Origin of the sequence: Hymenobacter cellulosivorans (assembly GCF_022919135.1) — a bacterium.
Taxonomy (GTDB): Bacteria; Bacteroidota; Bacteroidia; order Cytophagales; family Hymenobacteraceae; genus Hymenobacter; species Hymenobacter cellulosivorans.
This window is the reverse complement of sequence record NZ_CP095049.1, coordinates 5465001-5479416: the sequence shown is the minus strand read 5'-3', so window position 1 is coordinate 5479416 and position 14416 is coordinate 5465001. Positions and strand designations below refer to the sequence as shown.

12 protein-coding genes and 1 tRNA gene are annotated in these 14416 nt (G+C 56.1%); 8 read left to right on the top strand and 5 right to left on the bottom strand.

Going from position 1 to position 14416, the window contains the following annotated elements; translation table 11 throughout:
- Positions 1-34 precede the first annotated feature (34 nt).
- Entirely contained in the window at positions 35-1000 is a 966-nt protein-coding gene (gene rfaD / locus MUN80_RS23185) for an ADP-glyceromanno-heptose 6-epimerase (RefSeq protein WP_244716800.1), read from the bottom strand.
- A gap of 136 nt (positions 1001-1136) precedes the next feature.
- Here rfaD and MUN80_RS23180 point away from each other — a divergent pair, with 136 nt between their 5' ends.
- The 4 genes from MUN80_RS23180 (at position 1137) to lpxB (ending at position 4682) form a co-directional block, all read left to right on the top strand.
- Complete coding sequence (locus MUN80_RS23180; protein WP_244716797.1) at positions 1137-2048, top strand: ABC transporter substrate-binding protein; 912 nt, start codon at positions 1137-1139, stop codon at positions 2046-2048.
- Entirely contained in the window at positions 2045-3052 is a 1008-nt protein-coding gene (locus tag MUN80_RS23175; protein WP_244716795.1) for a FecCD family ABC transporter permease, read from the top strand. Before MUN80_RS23180 ends, MUN80_RS23175 begins: the two co-directional genes overlap by 4 nt.
- A gap of 92 nt (positions 3053-3144) precedes the next feature.
- A complete protein-coding gene (locus tag MUN80_RS23170) occupies positions 3145-3561 on the top strand; it encodes a 6-pyruvoyl trahydropterin synthase family protein (RefSeq protein ID WP_244716793.1) in 417 nt (138 codons plus the stop codon).
- A gap of 11 nt (positions 3562-3572) precedes the next feature.
- Positions 3573-4682 (top strand): lipid-A-disaccharide synthase, encoded by a 1110-nt coding sequence (lpxB, locus tag MUN80_RS23165; protein WP_244716791.1) that lies wholly within the window; start codon positions 3573-3575, stop codon positions 4680-4682.
- 351 nt (positions 4683-5033) lie between these two features.
- Here lpxB and clpX read toward each other — a convergent pair whose 3' ends face one another.
- From clpX to MUN80_RS23145, 4 genes are all read right to left on the bottom strand, one after another.
- Positions 5034-6263, bottom strand: a complete 1230-nt coding sequence (clpX, locus tag MUN80_RS23160) for an ATP-dependent Clp protease ATP-binding subunit ClpX (protein ID WP_244716789.1) — start codon at positions 6261-6263, stop codon at positions 5034-5036.
- Between the two features lie 238 nt (positions 6264-6501).
- Positions 6502-7209, bottom strand: a complete 708-nt coding sequence (locus MUN80_RS23155) for a ClpP family protease (RefSeq protein WP_100339045.1) — start codon at positions 7207-7209, stop codon at positions 6502-6504.
- Positions 7210-7391: 182 nt separating this feature from the next.
- Entirely contained in the window at positions 7392-8723 is a 1332-nt protein-coding gene (gene tig, locus MUN80_RS23150; protein WP_244716787.1) for a trigger factor, read from the bottom strand.
- A gap of 98 nt (positions 8724-8821) precedes the next feature.
- A tRNA-Leu gene (locus tag MUN80_RS23145) sits at positions 8822-8903 on the bottom strand.
- 342 nt (positions 8904-9245) lie between these two features.
- On the opposite strand from MUN80_RS23145, the gene MUN80_RS23140 reads away from it, so the two are divergent.
- The 4 genes from MUN80_RS23140 to MUN80_RS23125 all read left to right on the top strand — a co-directional run bounded on the left by MUN80_RS23140 (position 9246) and on the right by MUN80_RS23125 (position 13703).
- Entirely contained in the window at positions 9246-11453 is a 2208-nt protein-coding gene (locus MUN80_RS23140; protein ID WP_244716785.1) for a RelA/SpoT family protein, read from the top strand.
- 149 nt (positions 11454-11602) lie between these two features.
- A complete protein-coding gene (locus MUN80_RS23135) occupies positions 11603-12076 on the top strand; it encodes a Fur family transcriptional regulator (RefSeq protein WP_375373970.1) in 474 nt (157 codons plus the stop codon).
- Positions 12073-12420 carry an STAS domain-containing protein gene (locus MUN80_RS23130; protein WP_244716783.1) on the top strand — a complete coding sequence of 116 codons (348 nt, stop codon included), beginning with the start codon at positions 12073-12075 and terminating at the stop codon, positions 12418-12420. Before MUN80_RS23135 ends, MUN80_RS23130 begins: the two co-directional genes overlap by 4 nt.
- Positions 12420-13703, top strand: coding sequence for an adenylosuccinate synthase (locus MUN80_RS23125; protein ID WP_244716781.1), 1284 nt, complete (start codon positions 12420-12422; stop codon positions 13701-13703). Before MUN80_RS23130 ends, MUN80_RS23125 begins: the two co-directional genes overlap by 1 nt.
- Positions 13704-14416 lie beyond the last annotated feature (713 nt).

The window sequence follows — 14416 nt, the reverse complement described above, 5'->3', positions numbered from 1 at the left end:
CTCAACGGGTAAAATCCCCGTGCGGGCCACAATTTTATAAGTACTGGCCCGGCACGAGGTAGTTGCGCACGTAGTCGTCGATGCCGTCTTCGAGGCGGGTAAAGGGCCGGTCGTAGCCGATGCCGCGCAGCTTGCTCATGTCGGCCTGGGTGTAGTACTGGTAGGTGTCGCGGATGTCTTCGGGTGTGTCGCGGAAGCGGATATCGGCGGTGCGGTCCAGGGCTTTGAACGTGTTCAAAGTTAAATCCAGGAAGGTGCGGGCCTCACCGGTGCCCAGGTTGTAAATGCCCGAATCCTTGCGGGTCTGCATCAAGAAGAAGCACACTTCCACCACGTCCTTCACGTACACGAAGTCACGCTGCTGCTCGCCGTCGGCATAGTCGGGGTTGTGGGAGCGGAACAAGGTCATGGAGCCGTGCTGCCGGATCTGTTCGAAGGCATGAAAAATAACCGAGGCCATGCGGCCCTTGTGGTACTCATTAGGCCCGTACACGTTGAAAAACTTCAGGCCGGCCCAGAAAAACGGCTTTTCAGGCTGATTCACGGCCCAATTGTCGAAGTCGTTCTTAGAGTCGCCGTAAGGGTTCAGAGGACGTAGCAGTGGGAGCAGGGCGTCGTCGTCGGAGTAACCCAGCGTGCCCGAGCCGTAGGTCGCGGCCGAGGAGGCGTACACCAGCGGCAGCTGGTACTGGCAGCAGGCCCGCCATATTTTTTGGGAATACTCCAGGTTGAGCAGGTCGAAAATGGCCTTGTCCTGCTCCGTGGTATCGGTGCGGGCGCCGAGGTGGAAGATGAATTCCACCTCCTCATGGTTTTTGTCGAGCCAGTCAAAAAACTCGTTGCGGTCCACGTACTCGCGCAGGTGCTTGCCCTTGAGGTTAACAAGCTTGCGCTCCACGGCGAAATTGTCCACCACCACGATATCGTTGAAGTTGGCGGCGTTCAGGCGGGTAACAAGGCAGCTGGCAATAAAGCCGGCCGCTCCGGTGACAACAATCATAAGGCTGATATTTTGGCCAAAAGTAGGGAAAAACGCCGGGTGCTGTCCAACGTCGGTTTTGGCAGCGGTACGCAGGGGCTGGGGCGGCGGCTGGCGGGCCCAAACGAAAAGCCGCCGCCGCTGCTACCTTTGGCGTATGATTCGTTTTCTGTCGCCCTTGCTTGTGTTGAGCTGCCTGCTGGCCGCGTGTCAGTCGAACGACAAACCGGCCGCTACTGCTCCCGCCGAGGCTCCCCAGCACGTCACCGACGATGTGGGCCACCAGCTCACTATTCCGGCCCGGCCGCGCCGCATCATGTCGTTGGCGGCTTCGATGACCGAAATGCTCTACGCCGTGGCTGATACCAGCACCATCGTGGCCCGCACCCAGGTGTGCGACTACCCGCAGGCAGCTCTGCGCAAGCGCGTCATCAACAGCTACCCGCTCGATCTGGAAGGCCTCGTCGCCCTGCATCCCGATGTAGTTTTCACTACCGAAGGCATTACCTCCCTCGACGATATTGCCCGCCTCGAAAAGCTGGGCATCCCGGTGTATTGCCAGCGCTACACCACTGCCCACGACATTCTGCGCGGCCTCAACGACCTGGGCCGTATTCTGGGCCGCTCCGCCCAAGCCAAAAAGCTGACCGACTCACTGCGGGCCGAACTGCGGGCCGTTCAGCAGTTGCCCCGACCTACCCAGGCCCCGGCCGTACTGGCCATCACCTGGCAGGACCCAATTTATGTGTATGGCGAGAATACGCTCTTTACCGATAAAATCCGGCTGGCAGGGGGAAAGAACGCCGTAACGGAGCACTTTGCCCAGCCCTACCCGGCCCTGACCCGGGAGTACATCCTCAAGCTCAACCCCGACGTGCTCATTGGTGGCCGGTTCGGCGAGCTGGATAGCACTTTCTTCAAGAAATACCCCGAACTCAAGCGCATTAAGGCCTACCAGACCCGCCGCGTTTACGACGTTACCGGCGACCTGATGGAGCGGCCCAGTCCGCGCGTAGTACAGTCGGTGCGGGAGCTGCAGCGGCTTGTCTGGGCTCCTCCCGCCTCATGAGCCGGCCTGCCGCCCCCTGGATTCTGATAAGCCTCGGGCTACTGCTGGTGCTGGTCGTGCTGGGTCTGCGCATCGGCAGCTTTGCCACCGACTACGCCTTTATTGGCCGCACGTTGCTGCACTACAACCCCCAGGACCCGGCCCAACTGGCGCTGGTAGAGCTGCGGCTGCCGCGCATTATGATGGCGCTGCTGGCCGGGGCCAGTCTGGCCGTGAGTGGGTATCTGATGCAGGCCATGGTCAATAATGCCCTAGCCGACCCATATCTGCTGGGCACAGCCTCGGGCGCTTCGCTAGGTGCTATTTTGTGCTTTTCGTTGCTCACTAATGTTACCGTAGCCGGAATTTACCTGCCGCCGGTGGCCGCCCTGTTTGGTGGCCTGGTCACGACGCTGCTGGTGGTGGCCCTGGGCAGCCAGCGGGGCCAACTGATTCCGGGGCAGCTGCTTCTGGCCGGGGTGGCTATCAGTTCCCTAACGGCTGCTCTGGGCGGACTGCTCTCGTTTCTGGCCAGCTCCGAAGGGCAACTGCGCACGGTGGTGTTCTGGGCCATGGGCAGCTTCGAGCGGGCCGGCTGGGACGTACTGCCCTACCCGGCCGGGGCCCTGGCACTGGCCTTGTTTCTGCTGGTTTTCCTGCAAAAAGACCTCAATGTGCTGCTGCTGGGAGAAGAGCGGGCCCAAACTCTGGGGGTGCCCGTGGCCCGCACCCGCTGGATTCTGGTCGTTCTGGCGGCCACCCTTACCGGCTGCGTAGTGGCGCTGTGTGGGCCCGTAGGCTTCGTCGGGCTGATGATTCCCCACCTTACCCGCTGGCTGCTGGGCGTCACGGGCCGGGCCAACCTGCTGTTCTGCGCCCTGCTCGGCGCCGACTTCCTGCTGGGCTGCGACCTGCTGGCCCGGCTGCTGTATCCGCCGGCGGGCTTGCCGGTCGGGCTGATTACAGCCTTATTCGGCGTACCGTTCTTCGTATATTTGCTGCGCAAAAAGCGCGTGGCGCTTTAACCGGAGTAATTGCCGGTTGCAGTGGCTGAGCAAGCCGGGCCATTTTTGGCAGCTGCAGCCCCCAGTTGCCCCCTCACTTCAGTACCCAACGAATGATTTACGTCAGCCGGCAGGAGCATTTCAACGCCGCTCATAAGCTCTATAACCCTGCCTGGACCGAGGAGCGCAACAAAGAAGTGTTTGGACCCTGCGCCAACACCAACTGGCACGGCCACAACTACGACCTGATTGTGACCGTGAAAGGCCAGCCCGACCCGGAAACGGGCTTTGTCATCGACCTTAAACAGCTTAGCAACATCATCCGGGAGCACGTCGTCGACCAGGTTGACCACAAAAACCTTAACCTCGACGTGCCCTTCATGAAAGACCAACTGGCCAGCACCGAAAACCTGGTCGTGGCTTTCTGGCAGATTCTGGCCCGCGAAATTCCCAAGATTTCCAGCGCCCAGCTGCACTGCATTAAGCTCTACGAAACCCCGCGCAACTTCGTGGAATATTACGGGGAGTAAATCAACTACGAATGAAGTACTATCTGATTGCTGGTGAGCGTTCCGGCGACTTCCACGCTTCCCACCTCATGCGCGAGCTGCGGCAGCAGGACCCGCAGGCCGAATTCAGGGGCTGGGGCGGCGACATGATGCAGGAGCAGGGCGGCACGCTGGTGCACCACTACCAGGAAATGGCCATTATGGGTTTCTGGGAAGCGGCTACCAGCATTCTGAAGTTTCGGGGCTACCTCAAGGAGTGCCAGCGCGATATTACCGCCTACCAGCCCGATGTGGTAATTCTGGTGGATTATGCCGGCTTCAACATGCGCGTGGCCAAGTTTGCCAAGGCGCAGGGGCTGAAGGTGTTCTACTATATTTCGCCCAAGATCTGGGCCTGGAACCAGGGCCGCGTGCATAAGGTGAAGGCCCTGGTGGATAAGATGTTCGTGATTCTGCCCTTTGAAGCGGAGTTCTATCAGCGCTTCGACTACAAGGTGGACTACATCGGCAACCCTACCGTGGATGCCATTGCCGAGCACGTCCCGTCCCAGGACTTCTACCAGCGCAATAACCTTGACCCCCAGCGGCCCATTATTGCGGTGCTGCCCGGCTCGCGCAAGCAGGAAATAGAGGAGATGCTCTACGAAATGACGGCCATCATCCCGCCGTTCCTCGACTACCAGTTTGTGGTGGCCGGTGTTACGAACCTCGACCGGAACTACTACGCCAACTTCGAGCGCAACAACGTCCGCATCCTCTTCGACCAAACCTACGACCTGCTCAGCCACGCTAAAGCAGCCCTGGTTACCAGCGGCACGGCTACGCTCGAAACGGCTCTGTTCAATGTGCCGCAGGTGGTGTGCTACCGCACCAGCGCCGTGTCGTACGCCATTGGCAAGGCCGTTATTAAGGTGCCTTATATTTCCTTGGTCAACCTGATTGCCGGCAAGGAGGTGGTCAAGGAGCTCATTCAGGGCGAATTCAACTCCCGTAACCTGGTGACCGAGCTAAAGAAGGTGTTGCAGGATGAGGAATTTATTGCTCAGCAGAAAGCCGGCTATGCTGAATTGCAGGACAAGTTGGGCCGCAACAACGCCGCCAAGAAAGCTGCCGAGTTGATGGTGGGGTATCTGAAGAGGTAAAGAGGGGCCGAAAACTGCGCCATCAGTTGGAAAAACCTGTGACCGTAGCCGGAATGCTTAGGTCTATACCCGGAATGGGCGAAACCATACCCGGAAGCATTGCGTCCGCACCCGGAATGCTTGAGACTAGAGCCGGATTCGTTGCGTCCGGACCCGGAATGGTTGTGGCCATAGCCGGAACGACTGGGGCTACACCCGGAGCGGTTGATTCTAGGGCCGGAGTCGTTTTAACTATAGCCGGGGATTTTGGTGGCCGTACGCTGGGATTTGTGCGATTTTTAGGAAGTGAGTACACACAGAAAGCCCCGACAGGATGACTTGCCGGGGCTTTCTGTTTTTAACGAATGAGGCTTACGCCGCGCGCAACTGCTTCAAAGGCGACTTTTCGAACTTGCCCTGGGCATAGTCGAGGTCGATGATCAGCTCCTTGGCGTCGGCATCCGAAGGCATGTCGAACATGGCGTCGGTCATGATGCTCTCACAGATGCTGCGTAGGCCGCGGGCGCCGAGACGGTACTCGTCGGCCTTGAGCACGATGTACTCCAGGGCTTCCTCGGTAAAGGTCAGCTCAATGTCTTCCATCTCGAAGAGGCGCGCGTACTGCTTCACAATCGAGTTTTTGGGCTCGGTCAGAATCTTGCGCAGCGTGGCGTGGTCCAGCGGGTTGAGGTGGGTTAGCACGGGCAGGCGGCCGATGAGCTCGGGAATCAAGCCGAAAGCTTTCAGATCCACGGCCGTTACGTAGCGCAGGAAGTTGTTGGTATCCACCTTGTCCGAGAGCTGGGTCTTGGCAAAGCCCATAGGCTTGGTGTTCAACCGGCTCTTGATAATCCGGTCGATGCCTACGAAGGCGCCGCCGCAGATGAAGAGGATGTTCTCGGTGTTTACCGTAATCATCTTCTGCTCGGGATGCTTGCGGCCGCCGTGGGGTGGTACGTTTACCGTGGTGCCTTCGAGCAGCTTGAGCATGGCCTGCTGCACGCCCTCGCCGCTCACGTCGCGCGTGATGCTGGGGTTGTCGCTCTTGCGGGCAATCTTATCGACTTCGTCGATGTAGACGATGCCTCGCTCGGCGGCCTCCACGTTGTAATCGGCGGCCTGGAGTAGGCGGGTCAGGATGCTTTCCACGTCTTCGCCTACGTAGCCGGCTTCGGTCAGCACGGTAGCGTCGGCAATGCAGAAGGGTACCTGCAGGATGTTGGCCAGCATTTTAGCCAGAAAGGTCTTGCCTGTGCCGGTTTCGCCCACCATGATGATGTTCGACTTTTCAATCGTTACGTCATCCTTACCGGTGGTTTTGGGCTGCATCAGGCGCTTGTAGTGGTTGTACACGGCCACCGACATCACCTTCTTGGCCTCGTCCTGGCCTACCACGTACTGATCCAGATACTCCTTCATTTCCCGGGGTTTCACCAGGTTAAACTTCGGGGTCTTGGAATTCGAGCGGATCTTGTTCTCCTCGTTTAATATCTGCTGGGCCTGACCCACGCACCGCTCACAAATGTGGGCGTTGATGCCGGAAATCATGACCGAGACATCTTTTTTGCTCTTACCGCAGAAGGAGCACGTTATATCTGCCATTGCTAGGACTCTCAGGATGGGGTAGGATTTGCCTCGTTTTGCCCGAAGCCACCCCAAAGGTACGAAAACGCAAACGCCGCACGCAGCAAAAAAAGTTGCTTACTGTCGGGTCTCTACTTAAAAGAACCAAAAGCCCGCCTTCGGGTTGTCAACCGAAAGCGGGCCTTTAGATATTTTGTAACTGCAATATTTAGAGCGCACTATGAAAATTACGGCGTTCTAAAAGAGCGAAATCAGCTTAGGCCGTCTTTTTCTCCAGCACTTCGTCGATCAGGCCGTATTCTTTGGCTTCGTCGGCGCGCATCCAGTAGTCACGCTCCGAGTTGTCGTAGATTTCCTGGTAGGTTTTGCCGCTGTGCTTGGCTAGGATGTCGTATAGCTCCTTTTTCAGCTTGAGAATCTCACGAGCCGTGATTTCGATGTCCGTCGACTGACCTTGCGCGCCACCCGAGGGCTGGTGAATCATCACGCGGGCGTGGGGCAGGGCTGAACGTTTGTCTTTGGCACCACCAGCCAGCAATACGGCGCCCATCGAGGCGGCCAAGCCGGTGCAGATGGTAGCCACGTCGGGACCCACGTACTGCATCGTATCGTAGATGCCGAGGCCGGCGTATACCGAGCCACCCGGCGAGTTGATATAGAGCAGGATGTCCTTCTTGGCATCAGCCGACTCCAGGAAGAGCAACTGGGCGGTGATGATGTTGGCAATATAATCGTCGACGGCCGTGCCTAGGAACACGATACGGTCCATGATCAGGCGGGAGAATACGTCGATTTCGGCAAAACGCGTGGGGCGTTCCTCAATTACCGAGCGGGTCATGCCCGTGGGCAGCATCATGCCCGAGCGCACCTGGCCTTCTACGTGGTTCAGGTACTGATCCACGCCCAGACCGCTGAGGCCCTGTCCTTTAACGGCAAATTTGCGGAACTCTTGTTTATTCAGCATGGGAAAAATGTAGGGTAGAGAAGATTATAAGTGAGATGCTAGAGCTCAGAACTTAGACTTGGACGTAGGCAAACTACTCTAGGTTTTATGTTCTGAGCTCTAAACCTGCCGGGCAACAAAAAAGCCCTGACTGGCAAGTAAGGGCTTTTTTGTTGGTTACAAAACCAGATGCTGGCTAAGGCTTAGCTCGCACCCTGAGTCCGGAAGTCCTCGGCCGAAATCGGGTTGTCATTAACAACAACTTTGCCGCGCAGGTTTTCGATGACTTTCTCTGCCAGAATGGCTTCGTACTCCTGTACGTAGTTCTTGCCATTGTCCTGACGGAGGTAGTTGTCGGCGAAGCCGCGAACTGATTCCTGCAGCTCCTCGCTGATTTCGGGCAGGTTGAACTGGCCCATAATCTTCTGCATGGTGCGCTCGATGATTTCCTCGTTTGACACCTTCAGGCCTTGCTCCTCAACGACTTTGTTGCGGATCATGGACCACTTCAGCTCCTTCTCGTAGTCAGAGTAGTGCTCTTCTACTTGTTCGGCGGTCAGTTTACCCTCGTTGGCGCGTACCAGCCACTTCTTGAAGAACTCCGTCGGGATCTGCACCGTGGTAGCGTCTACCATCTTGTCGATGATCTGACGATTTACCAGGTTTTCAGCCTCCCGGTCATAGTTTTCCTGTACCGTGGTGCGCACTTTCTCGTCGAACTCCTCTTTCGAGGTCACGATGTCCTTACCGAACACCTTGTCGAACAAGTCTTGGTCGTGCTCAGGCTTGGTGGTGCGGTTGATTTTTTCAACGCTCAGGGTATAATCGCCGCTGATGTTGGCCGCTTCTTCCTTGGAGTGCCCCGAGAAGGCCGCAATAGCCGAAGCATCGCCGCCGAAAGCGTCCGAGAGGTCGAAGGTCAGCACGTCGCCGGGCTTCACGCCGATGAACTTCTCTACGCCGTTCTTAACCTTGTTGATGGGGAGCAATACGGGGCGCTCGGTGGCCTCGTCGTCGCCTTTTTTCAACTTACCGAACAGGAAATCACCTTCTTCCGAAACCTCGGGGTTGGTGCTTTCGCCAAACTGACGGCCAATCTGGTCGTAGGTTTCTTCCAGCGTTGCGTCGTCCAGAGTTACCTGATGACGGTCGATGGTGATGGACTGGTCGGCGGGCAGTTCGAAGTCGGGCAGCAGGCCTAACTCAAACTTGAAGTCGAATTCTTTATCGGTATCAAAATTCACGTCGCTGGGCACGGGCAGGGGCTCACCGAGGATTTTGATGTTGTTTTCTTTGATGTAGCCGTCGACAGCCTTACCGAGCAGGTTGTTGATTTCCTCGCCCAATACGCCTTTGCCGTACATCTTACGCACCAGACCCACCGGCACTTTGCCAGGGCGGAAGCCTTTGATCTGGGCTTTCTTGCTGTATTCTTTCAGCTTCTCGTCCACGGCGGGCGAGTAGTCAGCTTCCGTCAGGTGTACTGTCAGGATGGCACTAAGCTGATCGTCGTTTTTGTCGAAGGTGATATTCAAAGCGGGGTCGTCGGTTAAAGTAAAGGAATCGAAGGGGGCGAAAAAGAAACCCCCAACGGGTGGGTTGAGGGCTCAGGGTACTGTTGAAAACTAATCTGTGCGGATGGAGGGACTCGAACCCACACGCCTTGCGGCACCAGATCCTAAGTCTGGCACGTCTACCAATTTCGCCACATCCGCGGTTCCTCGGCCTATTGCCTCGGGGCCGCAAAGCTACGCAAGCACGGCGAATATTCAAACCAAGCGGTGAAATTGGATTAGAAAGTAGGAGTGGAGAGCCTAAAGAGCTGGGAATGGAGCCAGTAGCGCCAACCTCTGTCTCGCGTATCATCGAACGACCAACGGTGGAATAATTCTTCCGAAGTACTTAACACGCGAATCAGAGCTTCAGGCTACCTACTCTTCAGGTAAGGATTTCCGGTCCGACGTTGTTATAAATGTGGCCGGGACGTGAAACCCGCCCGGCCCTTCGTACTTTCGTAAGCGTAGTAAATACCGAAGCCCCGTGCTTCACCCCGCATAATGGCCACTCTGATTGACCCCGAAGTAGAACGTAACGAGATTCTTCGCCACTACCGGCGCCTGTTGCGTACCGCCAAGCCCTATCTGTCCGGCAACGACGCCAAACTCATTAAAAAGGCGTTCAACACCTCCTTGGAAGCCCACAAGGAGATGCGCCGCAAATCCGGGGAGCCCTACATTCTGCATCCATTGGCCGTAGCCCAGATTGCGGTGGAGGAAATCGGCCTGGGCACGACCAGCATCGTGGCAGCCCTGCTGCACGACGTGGTAGAGGATACGCCCTGGGAAATTTCCGATGTTGAGCGGGAGTTCGGTTCCCGCGTGGCCCAGATTGTGGATGGGCTGACCAAGATTTCCGGGGTCTTCGAATACGGCACCTCCGAGCAGGCCGAGAACTTCCGCAAGATGCTGCTCACCTTGTCGGAAGATGTGCGCGTCATCCTGATCAAGATTGCCGACCGCCTGCACAACATGCGCACGCTCGACTCGATGCCGCGCCACAAGCAGCTCAAAATTGCTTCGGAAACCATTTACCTCTATGCCCCGCTGGCCCACCGCCTGGGCCTTTACGCCATCAAGAGCGAGTTGGAGGATTTGTATCTGAAATACACCGATACCGAGGTTTACAACGACCTCACTAATAAAGTCCGCCAGAGCCGGGGCGCCCGGAACCGCTTTATTAAGGAATTCGTGGCGCCCATCGACGAGGAATTGAAGGCCCAGGGCTTCGGCTTCGAAATCAAGGGCCGGCCCAAAAGCATTTATTCCATCCTGCGCAAAATGCGCAAGCAGAACGTGACCTTCGACGAGGTGTACGACCTGTTTGCTATCCGCGTCATCCTCGACGTGCCCCAGGAGCAGGAAAAAGCGGCCTGCTGGCAGGTATACTCCATCGTCACCGATTTCTACCAGCCCAACCCCGACCGGCTCCGCGACTGGGTGAGCACGCCCAAAGCTAACGGCTACGAGAGTCTGCACACCACGGTCATGTCGCGCACCGGGCAGTGGGTAGAAGTACAGATTCGCTCCCGCCGCATGGATGACATTGCAGAGAAAGGCTACGCGGCTCACTGGAAATACAAAGACACCGGCTCGGTGCAGCCCGAATCAACGCTCGAAGCCTGGATTGCCAAAGTGCGGGAAATGCTCGAAACCAATAACTCCAGCGCCCTGGAATTCATGGACGAGTTCCGCCAGAACCTGTTCGTCAAGGAAGTTTATGCCTTTACGCCCAAGGGCAAGCTGGTCATCCTGCCCGACAAAGCCACGGCCCTAGACTTCGCCTTCGACATTCACACCCACATCGGGCTACAGTGCCTCGGGGCCAAGGTCAACCAGAAGCTGGAGCCCCTGAGCTACCAGCTGCGCAACGGCGACCAAGTCGAGATTCTGACTTCGCACAAGCAGCGGCCCACTGAGGAATGGCTGCAGTACGTCATTACGTCCAAGGCCCGCACGAAAATCAAGGAATGGCTGCGCGATGACAAAAAGGCCAAGTCCGAAGATGGCCGCTTCATTGTGGAGAAGCGCCTGGAGCTGCTCGGCATCGAAAACAGCCAAGATAACCTGAACCGCATGTTGGCCCATTTCAACATGTACAACCCCCAGGATTTCTACTACCGCATTGCCATCGGGCAGCTCGACGGTCGCGAAATCAAGGAAAGCCTGTTCGATCCAGCCAAAGAAGTGCCGCGCAGCCCGTCCATCCTTGAGCCCAAGGCGTTCGACCAGGAAGTGCAGAAGCTCCGCGGCGTGCGGGCCGATATGCTGGTGATAGGGGAGGAGACCCAGAAGTTTGACTACACCATTGCGCCCTGCTGCAATCCGATTCCCGGCGACGACGTGTTTGGCTTCGAAACCGAGCAAGGCATCGTGATTCACCGCACCTCTTGCCCCAAGGCGGTGGCCATGATGTCGAACTACGGTAACCGTATAGTGCGCGCCAAGTGGACCGACCAGCTCGAACTGGCTTTCCTGGCCGGCATTCGCATAAAAGGCTCCGACCGGGTAGGCCTGGTCAACGACGTGACGCGCATCATTTCCAACAGCCTAAAGGTGAATATGCGCTCCATCACTATCGACTCCAACGACGGTTTCTTCGAGGGCCAGATCATGGTATTCGTCAACGACACCGACCATCTCAATAAGATGATTCAGCGGCTTTCCAAAGTGAATGGTGTGCTACTGGTCGAGCGTTTTGCATCGTAGGGTACTAAAAAGTTTAAAAAGTATTAAGCAGCATAAAAGGTGAGCAAGATGGGAAGCTGGCGAGGAACTATGCTTTACGCTGCCGGTTATAGCCTCCGAAACGCGTTGCTTTCATTACCTTTGGCACTCCTTATATATAAGGTCACATAATGTTGGATAAAGAGAAGTTCGAGGAAGTAAAGAAGATCTTTACTGCTTACCTCGAAAATAAAGGCCTGCGCAAAACCTCCGAGCGGTACGCCATTCTGGAGGAAATTTACTCCCGGACTGGTCACTTCGACGTGGAGGAACTGTACGCCGGCATGAAAAACCAGGGCTTGCAGGTTAGTCGCGCCACGGTTTATAACACCCTGGACTTGCTGGTGGAGCACGGTCTAGTCAGCAAGCACCAGTTTGGCCGAAACCTGGCCCAGTACGAGAAATCCTACGGCTACCGGCAGCACGACCACGTCATCTGTACTGAGTGCCATAAAGTCGTCGAGTTCTGCGATCCGCGCATTCACGGCATCCAGACCATGGTCGGGGAGCTTTTGAATTTCCATATCTTGCACCACTCTTTAAACCTCTACGGCGTTTGTGGCGACTGCCGCGCTAAAGCAGCCGCCCGCGCAGCCAGCGAATGAAAACTGAATCTACCGTAAGCAACGGCATCCTGCACGTGCGCCTGACCGGCGACCTGATCGGCAGCCCCGACACCCAACAGCTTCTGCAGTCCGTCGACGACCACCTGGGGGAGTCCGTAATGCTCTGCGCCGTTGATCTGTCGGGTATCCGCTACATCAACAGTACCGGCATTGGTGTCCTGGTTTCCCTGCTCACCAAGTTCCGCAGCCGCGGCGGCGAGTTGGTTCTCATCAATCCCGCCGACCACCCCCGTAAAATGCTGGCCTTGACTAAGCTCAACGCCATCTTCACCATTGCTGAAAACGAAACGGCTGCCGCCGAAGTCTTAAAATCCGCTAGCTAATGCCCGTTGATGTACTTGTAGGCCTACAGTGGGGCGACGAAGGAAAAGGAAAGATTGTTGACGTGCTAGCTCCTACGTACGACGTAGTAGCCCGCTTCCAGGGTGGGCCCAACGCTGGGCACACCCTCACGTTCGACGGAACCAAGCACGTATTGCACCAGGTTCCGTCAGGTATTTTTCACCCGCATATTATCAATGTCGTTGGCAACGGCGTGGTTCTCGACCCGGTTGTGTTCCGCGTCGAGCTCCAAAAGCTCACGGACCGGGGGGTGAATTGGGCTCAGAACCTCTACATCTCCAAGAAAGCCCAACTCATCCTGCCTTCGCACCGTGCCCTCGACCGTATTCTTGAAGAAGCCCGCGGTGGGGGCAAAATCGGTTCGACGCTGAAAGGTATCGGCCCCACTTACCAGGATAAAATCGGCCGCACAGGTCTACGCGTTGGCGACATTCTGCTGGCCGACTTCCAGGAGCGCTACAATGAAGCCGTAGCTCGGCACGCCACTCTGGCCAGCTTCCACGGCCAGCAGCTCGACATCGAGCAGGCCGAAACGGAGTTTTTCTCTGCCGTCGAGTTCTTGCGCACTCTGCAGCTAGCAGATACCGAATATCTACTCAATGATTTGCTGCGTCAAGGCAAGCAGATTCTGGCAGAAGGTGCTCAGGGTTCCTTGCTGGATATCGACTTTGGGACTTACCCTTTCGTTACTTCCTCTAGTACAGTTGTCGCCGGCGCCTGCACTGGCCTGGGCATTGCTCCCCGCCATATCGACAAGGTATATGGAATCAGCAAAGCGTATTGCACCCGCGTCGGCAGTGGCCCGTTTCCAACAGAGCTTCATGATGAAGTGGGAGAGCAAATCCGAGCTGCCGGCCGCGAGTTTGGTGCTACCACTGGCCGGCCCCGCCGTTGCGGCTGGATTGATTTACCAGCCTTGCGGTATAGCATCATGCTGAATGGCGTAACCGAAATCCACCTCATGAAGGCCGACGTGCTGGATGAATTCGATGAAATCCGCATCTGTACCCACTACCGCAATCCGGAAGGGGAAGAGACTAACCAGCTTCCGGATCTTGGCGACCTGCAAACTATGAAGCCTGTCTACACAAGCTTGCCCGGTTGGAAAGTCAACCTTCAGCAGATTGACTCTGCTGAAGCTCTGCCTAAAGAGTTAAAGGAGTACGTACAGTTCTTGGAAGCTCAGTTGGAGGTGCCTATTAGTATCGTCAGCGTAGGCCCAGACCGGGTAAGTACGTTGCACATGGCAGAAAGAGTACTTTAGAGTAATCTATAGAGAGAGCGGCAGGAAGATATTCTTCCTGCCGCTCTTCTGTTTTACCAGCCCATAGAAGTAAAGGACCATGAATGTGAAGATTTTTTAATTAATCGTGAACTAATACTCCTATGTAATGGGTTATCCCACAGCCTGCTAATAGTATGCTCGCTTATTCAGAGCCGGCCTTCAACGGAAAAGTTAGGGCCAGGGTTTGGAAGTGCGAGATTCATCCTGCACTTTTGCAGTCCCGAATCGAACGGAGGCGGGGTTCAGGCAATCGAAAGAAGTCTTCGAAAAAAAAGTTTTCGGTTTTAGTTTGGAAAGTAGCCAATAAGGCTCTTACCTTTGTCCTCCCAAATCAAACGGAAGCGGGCTACGAACGACGAGAAAAAAAGTTTTCGAGTTTGTTTGGAAAGTGCGAAACAGAGTTGCTACCTTTGCAGCCCGCTTCGAGAGGAAGAGGGCACGGAAACGGAAAGCGAATCGAGGTTGAAAAAAATATTTTCACTGAGAACTTGCTGAAACGAAAAAGGGTTGTACCTTTGCACTCCCAAACCGAACGAGGCGAGGGAAACGGCACACAGTAAGACGCTAGCCTAGCTAGCACACGGTTTCAGCAATAGGCTGAGGCACACGTTCTTTGAATAGTTGGAAATGACAAATAGGTAAGTCTTTTCTCTAGTAATAGGGGAAAGCAAACAAGCGACAACGAAACGAGA

What these genes read in the sequence shown, in the direction of transcription:
- rfaD (WP_244716800.1), bottom strand. Translation starts at nt 1,000, where the DNA reads ATGATTGTTGTCACCGGAGCGGCCGGCTTTATTGCCAGCTGCCTTGTT.
- MUN80_RS23180 (WP_244716797.1), top strand. Translation starts at nt 1,137, where the DNA reads ATGATTCGTTTTCTGTCGCCCTTGCTTGTGTTGAGCTGCCTGCTGGCC.
- MUN80_RS23175 (WP_244716795.1), top strand. Translation starts at nt 2,045, where the DNA reads ATGAGCCGGCCTGCCGCCCCCTGGATTCTGATAAGCCTCGGGCTACTG.
- MUN80_RS23170 (WP_244716793.1), top strand. Translation starts at nt 3,145, where the DNA reads ATGATTTACGTCAGCCGGCAGGAGCATTTCAACGCCGCTCATAAGCTC.
- lpxB (WP_244716791.1), top strand. Translation starts at nt 3,573, where the DNA reads ATGAAGTACTATCTGATTGCTGGTGAGCGTTCCGGCGACTTCCACGCT.
- clpX (WP_244716789.1), bottom strand. Translation starts at nt 6,263, where the DNA reads ATGGCAGATATAACGTGCTCCTTCTGCGGTAAGAGCAAAAAAGATGTC.
- MUN80_RS23155 (WP_100339045.1), bottom strand. Translation starts at nt 7,209, where the DNA reads ATGCTGAATAAACAAGAGTTCCGCAAATTTGCCGTTAAAGGACAGGGC.
- MUN80_RS23140 (WP_244716785.1), top strand. Translation starts at nt 9,246, where the DNA reads ATGGCCACTCTGATTGACCCCGAAGTAGAACGTAACGAGATTCTTCGC.
- MUN80_RS23135 (WP_375373970.1), top strand. Translation starts at nt 11,603, where the DNA reads ATGTTGGATAAAGAGAAGTTCGAGGAAGTAAAGAAGATCTTTACTGCT.
- MUN80_RS23130 (WP_244716783.1), top strand. Translation starts at nt 12,073, where the DNA reads ATGAAAACTGAATCTACCGTAAGCAACGGCATCCTGCACGTGCGCCTG.
- MUN80_RS23125 (WP_244716781.1), top strand. Translation starts at nt 12,420, where the DNA reads ATGCCCGTTGATGTACTTGTAGGCCTACAGTGGGGCGACGAAGGAAAA.